5 protein-coding genes are annotated in these 6,586 nt (G+C 62.2%); all 5 read right to left on the bottom strand.

The genetic code is table 11. The features are described 5' to 3' along the window. Window positions 1-183: 183 nt before the first annotated feature. Complete coding sequence (gene relA, locus WBB95_RS26960) at window positions 184-2,427, bottom strand: GTP diphosphokinase (RefSeq protein ID WP_424490349.1); 2,244 nt, start codon at window positions 2,425-2,427, stop codon at window positions 184-186. Between the two features lie 151 nt (window positions 2,428-2,578). After that, window positions 2,579-3,931: a 23S rRNA (uracil(1939)-C(5))-methyltransferase RlmD gene (gene rlmD / locus WBB95_RS26965; protein ID WP_424490350.1), complete on the bottom strand. Its 1,353-nt coding sequence runs from the start codon at window positions 3,929-3,931 to the stop codon at window positions 2,579-2,581. Further along, window positions 3,931-4,833 (bottom strand): cysteine synthase CysM, encoded by a 903-nt coding sequence (gene cysM / locus WBB95_RS26970; protein WP_253397781.1) that lies wholly within the window; start codon window positions 4,831-4,833, stop codon window positions 3,931-3,933. The genes rlmD and cysM overlap by 1 nt, the downstream gene beginning before the upstream one ends. 197 nt (window positions 4,834-5,030) lie before the next feature. Continuing rightward, on the bottom strand, window positions 5,031-5,636 hold the full coding sequence (locus tag WBB95_RS26975) for a tRNA-uridine aminocarboxypropyltransferase (protein WP_424490351.1): 606 nt from the start codon (window positions 5,634-5,636) through the stop codon (window positions 5,031-5,033). Window positions 5,637-5,641: 5 nt separating this feature from the next. Then, window positions 5,642-6,535 carry a LysR family transcriptional regulator gene (locus tag WBB95_RS26980; protein ID WP_017134867.1) on the bottom strand — a complete coding sequence of 298 codons (894 nt, stop codon included), beginning with the start codon at window positions 6,533-6,535 and terminating at the stop codon, window positions 5,642-5,644. Window positions 6,536-6,586: the final 51 nt, after the last annotated feature.

The following is a 6,586-nucleotide window of genomic DNA, read 5'->3' on the forward strand; positions in this document are numbered from 1 at the left end:
GTGCAGCAGGTCTTCAAGTGAATACATTGATCAATCTCTGTCCATTTCTATGTGGGAGCTGGCTTGCCTGCGATAGCATCGACTCGGTCTATCTGAAAAACCGAGGCGTCTGCATCGCAGGCAAGCCAGCTCCCACACAAGCCCGGCTCCCACAGAAAGCAGTCACCGCACTTTCGGACCGCATCAAGGCGTGCGGTTACGGTGAGTCTCAATGATATTCGGCAACTGCGAAATCCGCCCCAGCAACCGGCCCAGCGCGTCCAGCCCCGGAATCTCGATGGTCAGGGACATCAACGCAGTGTTGTCCTCTTTGTTCGAGCGGGTGTTGACCGCCAGCACGTTGATCCGCTCATTGAGCAGCACTTGCGAAACGTCACGCAGCAAGCCGGAACGGTCGTAGGCACGGATCACAATGTCCACCGGGTAGGTGAGCACCGGCACCGGGCCCCAGCTGACCTGGATGATCCGCTCCGGCTCACGCCCGCCCAGCTGCAGCACCGAGGCGCAATCCTGGCGGTGAATGCTCACGCCACGGCCCTGGGTGATGTAGCCGACGATGGCATCGCCCGGCAACGGCTGGCAGCAGCCGGCCATTTGCGTCATCAGGTTGCCCACGCCCTGGATCTGGATGTCGCCGCGCTTGCCCGGCTTGTAGCCGGTGGCTTTGCGTGGGATCAACTCCAGCTGTTCGCTGCCGCGCTCCGGTTCGACCAGTTGCTGCGCCAGGTTGACCAGTTGCGCCAGGCGCAGGTCGCCGGCGCCCAAGGCCGCAAACATGTCTTCGGCAATCTTCATGTTGGCCTTTTCGGCCAGCTTGTCGAAGTCCACCTGAGGCAAGCCCAGGCGCGCCAATTCACGTTCGAGCAAGGTCTTGCCGGCCGCGACGTTCTGGTCGCGCGCCTGCAATTTGAACCAGTGGACGATTTTCGCCCGCGCCCGCGAGGTGGTGATGTAACCCAGGTTCGGGTTCAGCCAGTCGCGGCTCGGCGTGCCGTGTTTGCTGGTGATGATCTCGACCTGCTCACCGGTTTGCAGGCTGTAGTTGAGCGGCACGATGCGCCCGTTGATCTTCGCGCCCCGGCAGTTGTGGCCGATTTCGGTGTGCACGCGGTACGCGAAGTCCAGCGGCGTGGAGCCTTTTGGCAAGTCGATGGCGTGGCCGTCGGGGGTGAAGATATAGACCCGGTCCGGCTCGATATCCACCCGCAACTGCTCGGCCAGGCCGCCGATATCGCCGAGTTCTTCGTGCCATTCCAGCACTTGGCGCAGCCAGGAAATTTTCTCTTCGTACTGGTTGGACCCGGCCTTGACGTCGGTGCCCTTGTAACGCCAGTGCGCACACACCCCAAGCTCCGCCTCTTCGTGCATGGCGTGGGTGCGGATCTGCACTTCCAGCACCTTGCCCTCGGGGCCGATCACCGCAGTGTGCAGCGAGCGATAGCCGTTTTCCTTGGGGTTGGCGATGTAGTCGTCAAACTCTTTGGGAATATGCCGCCACAGGGTGTGGACGATACCAAGCGCGGTGTAGCAGTCGCGCATTTCCGGCACCAGCACACGCACGGCGCGCACGTCGTAGATCTGGCTGAACGCCAGGCCTTTGCGCTGCATTTTGCGCCAGATGGAATAGATGTGTTTGGCGCGGCCGCTGATGTCCGCGTCCACGCCGGTGGCCTGCAACTCGGAACGCAACTGGCCCATCACGTCGCTGATAAAGCGCTCACGGTCGAGCCGCCGCTCGTGCAGCAACGTGGCGATCTGTTTGTATTGGTCGGGTTCGAGGTAGCGAAAGGACAAGTCCTCCAGCTCCCACTTGATATGGCCGATACCCAGGCGGTGCGCCAGCGGCGCGTAGATGTCGAAGACTTCGCGGGCGACGCGGTTGCGCTTCTCGTCGTCGGCGGTCTTCACCGCACGGATCGCGCAAGTGCGCTCGGCGAGTTTGATCAGTGCCACACGCACGTCGTCAACCATCGCCACCAGCATCTTGCGCAGGTTTTCGACCTGCCCCTGAGTGCCCAGCACCATGGACTGGCGCGGGCTGAGGCTGGCGCTGATGGCGGCCATGCGCAGCACGCCGTCGATCAGCTTGGCGACCACGGCGCCAAACCGCTGGCCAACCATGGGCAACTGAATATGCCCTTCGCGAACACCGCGATAGAGCACGGCGGCGATCAGCGAATCCTGGTCCAGCTTGAGATCGGCGAGGATCTCAGCGATTTCCAACCCGGTGCGAAAGCTTGAAGTGCCTTCGGCCCACAGGTTCTTGGCCGCATTGTTTTGCTGCTCCGACTCACGAGCGAACTCGCAGGCGGCCTTCAAGGCTTCACGGTCCAGTGCCGGGTCGACACTGACGGCATGATCCAGCCATGCCTCGAGATTGATACTGCCGTCGGTGTTGATCGGCTGGTGTGCTCTCACCTGTACCATCTTGCTTACCTTCCCTACGACGCATCTTTGATGCGCCAGAAATCATCGCTGACCTGCTGCATAACCATAGCCTCGCAACCCTAGGCTACGTACAACTCCCTGACAGGTCACGGCCCAGGAGACTACAGGCCAGTCGGATTAAACGGGCATCCTAGCCCGCTTCAAATAACGCCATGGCCTCGACATGTGCTGTTTGCGGAAACATGTCGAGGATCCCGGCACGCTTTAGCCGGTAGCCTTGCTTGACCAACTCAACCGTGTCCCGCGCCAGCGTTGCCGGATTGCAGGACACATACACCAGGCGCTTGGCCCCCAGGGTGGCGAGCTTGCGCACGACCTCCAGGGCACCATCACGGGGTGGGTCCAAGAGTACCGCAGAAAAGCCCTGTTTGGCCCATACCGCGTCGGTCAAAGGCTGGGACAAATCGGCCTGAAAAAACTGCGCATTATGCAAATTGTTGCTGACGGCATTGCGTGCGGCCCGATCAACCATGCTCTGCACGCCTTCTACCGCCACCACTTCACGTACGTGCCTGGCCAGCGGCAAGGCGAAATTGCCCAACCCGCAAAACAAGTCCAGCACCCGATCTTCGGGCTGTGGCGCCAGCCATTCGAGGGCCTGCGCGACCATCGCCTCGTTGACCGAGGCGTTGACCTGCACGAAGTCTCCCGGGCGATAGGCCAGCTCCAGGTCCCACGGTTCCAACCGAAAGCCCAACGCAGCATCCGCGTCCACCGGCTCCGGCTGGCCCTCGCCATGCAGCCACAATTGCGCGTCATGGAAGGTGCAGAATTCTTTCAATATCAGCAGGTCCGCTTCCGACAGCGGCGCCATGTGCCGCAGCAACACCGCAACGGATGAACCGCTGAACAACTCCACATGCCCCAAGGCCTGCGGTTTGCTCAGGCGGCGCAGCATGTTCGGCAAACGCTGCATGATCGTTTGCAAGGCCTGTACCAGTACCGGGCAGTCGTCGATGGCGATGATGTCCTGGCTGGCCACTGCACGAAAACCTACTTCCAGGTGTTTCGCCTTGGCGTCCCAGCGCACGGCCACGCGGGCGCGACGACGGTATGCGAATTCCGGCCCGCTCAAAGGCGCGGCCCACTCTTGCGGTTCAACACCGGCCACGCGGGACAGTTGTTCTGCAAGCATGCGCTGTTTAAGGGCAAGTTGTTCGGCGTGGGGCAAATGTTGCACGCTGCAACCGCCGCAACGGCCGAAATGCGCACAGGGCGCCGGCCGGCGCAGCTCGCTGGCCTTGAACACACGCTCGGTGCGGGCCTCGACCACTTTGCCGTGGGCGCCCAACACCCGCGCTTCCACCTCTTCGCCGGCCAGCGCGCCATTCACAAACCAGGTGCGACCTTCAAAGAACGCGATGCCACGGCCGTCGTTGGCCAGGCGCTCGATGGTCAGGCGTTGTTTCTTGCCCACGGGGATCTGCGGGGCCCGGCTGCCGCCCGTCGGTTGGAAGCGCAGGCCTCTCTCGTGCTTGGCCATCAGTTGGGTTCGTCGAAAATGCCGGTCGACAAGTAACGGTCGCCTCGGTCACAGATGATCGCGACGATCACCGCGTTTTCCACTTCTTTGGACAAACGCAACATACCGGCCACGGCGCCCCCGGAGGACACGCCGCAGAAGATGCCTTCTTCACGCGCCAGGCGGCGGGTGGTGTCTTCGGCTTCGCGCTGGGCCATGTCGATGATGCGGTCCACGCGCGTCGCGTTGTAAATCTTTGGCAGATACTCTTCGGGCCAGCGGCGAATACCCGGGATGGACGCGCCTTCCATCGGTTGCAGGCCAACGATCTGGATCGCCGGGTTCTGCTCCTTGAGGTAGCGCGAATTGCCCATGATGGTGCCGGTGGTGCCCATGGAGCTGACGAAATGGGTAATGGTGCCCTGGGTCTGGCGCCAGATTTCCGGGCCGGTGGTGGTGTAGTGCGCTTCAGGGTTGTCGCCATTGGCGAACTGATCCAGCACCTGGCCACGGCCTTCGGCGGCCATGCGCTCGGCGAGGTCGCGCGCGCCTTCCATACCTTCTTCCTGGGTGACCAGCACCAACTCGGCGCCGTAGGCGGTCATCGCCGCCTTGCGCTCGGCACTGCCGTTGTCGGGCATGATCAGCACCATCTTGTAACCCTTGATCGCGGCGGCCATGGCCAGGGCGATCCCGGTGTTGCCGGAGGTGGCTTCGATCAGCGTGTCGCCGGGCTTGATCTGCCCGCGCAGCTCGGCGCGGGTAATCATCGACAGCGCCGGGCGGTCCTTCACAGAGCCGGCCGGGTTGTTCCCTTCCAGCTTGAGCAACAGGGTATTGCTGGTTTCACCCGCCATGCGTTGCAAGCGGACCAGGGGCGTGTTGCCGACGCAATCGGCGATTGTAGGGTACTGCAAGGTCATGGCGTATTCGCAATCCAGACTGCGGGGGCGGACATCATACCGGGAAAGGCTGGCGGGCCATATCACGCAAAGTATGGTGCTTATGGCTTTAAGGAATAAGCAAGGCGTGTGGTGATTGGGAGGGCATCATGTGGACCGGATAATCGCCGCCCTGTGGGAGCTGGCTTGCCTGCGATGGCTGCGCCTCGGTGAACCTGCTAATGCATCGTCCCGTCGCCATGATTTTTCTGGAAAACCTCCTCCCCCATCGCCGCAATCTGCCCCTCAATCAACGCTTCAAATGGCTTGAGCAGTGCATCAAAGGACCTTGGCGCCTCCAGCACCTGCAATGCCTGCACAATCGCCTCCACCGTCGACAAAGCCCCAGGCCCGGGTGCCTTGCGCAGCCGATAGCGAGAAACCGCGCCCGCCGCCAATGTCACCCGAGGCAACGCCGCCAGCAATGGGTTGAGGTGCAACAACTTGCGCGCCTTGCGCCAGGTGCCGTCGGGGACCACCAGCAGTAGCGGCTTGTCACTGGGCGCATAAGCGTTCAGCGGCTGTGCGTCGTCAGCGGGAAACAACAGGCAAGCCCGATAACCCGGCGGGCTCAACAAGGTCTCCAAATCATCAAACACCTCTCCCACCACCAACTGCGCATTGTTCAAGCCCAACGCCGCCAGCCGCGCGGTATTCAGCGCATGGTTGACCTCGCTCGGGTGCTGCAACAGCAACACACGGGTGCGGCTGTCGAGGCTGGGGATCAAAGGGCACAGACAATGGGTGACAGGCCTGAGGCAACGGGAACACTGGGGTCGGGACATATTCTTCAGGCCTGATTGAGCTGGGCTTTGAGCAAATCACGGAACGTCTGGATCAGCGGTTCACGGCTGCGCCCACGGCGCATGATCATCGAGAACGGCGCCTGATAGCCGAAGGTGGCCGGCAGCAGCACGCGCAAGTCGCCCTTGTCGGCCCACGCCTGGGCGTAGTGCTCGGGCAAATAGCCGATGTAGGCGCCGGACAGCACCAGAATCAGCTGCGCCTCCATGCTTTCCACCGTCGCGGCGCTGTGTTTGAAGCCGTGCCGGGCCAGTTCAGCCTGGCTCCAGTAGCCACGGCCGACCATGCGTTGCTGGGTGATGACTTGCTCGGGGATGCGCCGCTCGTTGAATAAAGGATGCCGCGTGCTGCAATACAGCCAGTGCTGTTCGCGGTACAGCGGCATATAGATCAGCCCGCTCATGCGGTTGGAGAAGGCGCCGATGGCCAGGTCGAGGCGGTTGTCCTGCACCCCCAACTGCAATTCGTAAGGGCTCATGACCGACAAATGCAGGTGCACCGCCGGGTGTTCCAGGCTGTAGGCACCGATGACCTCGGCGAACGGCAAGGCTTTGTCGCTGACGGTGGAGTCGAGCACGCCCAGCTTGAGCGTGCCGCGCAATTCGCCCTTGAGGGCAGCGGCGTATTGCTCGAAGCCTTCCAGTTCGCCCAGCAGCCGCAAGGTTTCCTGATGAAACAACTCGCCTTTGCTGGTCAGGCTGAACCCGCCCCGCCCGCGATGGCACAGCACCAGGCCCAATGCCGATTCCAACTGGCTCATGTAAGTACTGATGGCCGACGTCGACAGGTTGAGTTCGTGCTGGGCGTTGGCGAACCCCTGGTGGCGCACGACGCTGACGAAAATGCGCAGGAGTTTCAGGTCGGGCAAGGCGTTGGCCATGGGGTCTCCAGAGGCAAACAAAAACGTGTGGGAGCGGGCTTGCTCGCGAAT

The organism is Pseudomonas sp. (assembly GCF_049645325.1).
Classification (GTDB): Bacteria; Pseudomonadota; Gammaproteobacteria; order Pseudomonadales; family Pseudomonadaceae; genus Aquipseudomonas.

Coding starts and splice junctions, on each gene's coding strand:
- relA (WP_424490349.1), bottom strand. CDS start 2,427: ATGGTACAGGTGAGAGCACACCAGCCGATCAACACCGACGGCAGTATC.
- rlmD (WP_424490350.1), bottom strand. CDS start 3,931: ATGGCCAAGCACGAGAGAGGCCTGCGCTTCCAACCGACGGGCGGCAGC.
- cysM (WP_253397781.1), bottom strand. CDS start 4,833: ATGACCTTGCAGTACCCTACAATCGCCGATTGCGTCGGCAACACGCCC.
- WBB95_RS26975 (WP_424490351.1), bottom strand. CDS start 5,636: ATGTCCCGACCCCAGTGTTCCCGTTGCCTCAGGCCTGTCACCCATTGT.
- WBB95_RS26980 (WP_017134867.1), bottom strand. CDS start 6,535: ATGGCCAACGCCTTGCCCGACCTGAAACTCCTGCGCATTTTCGTCAGC.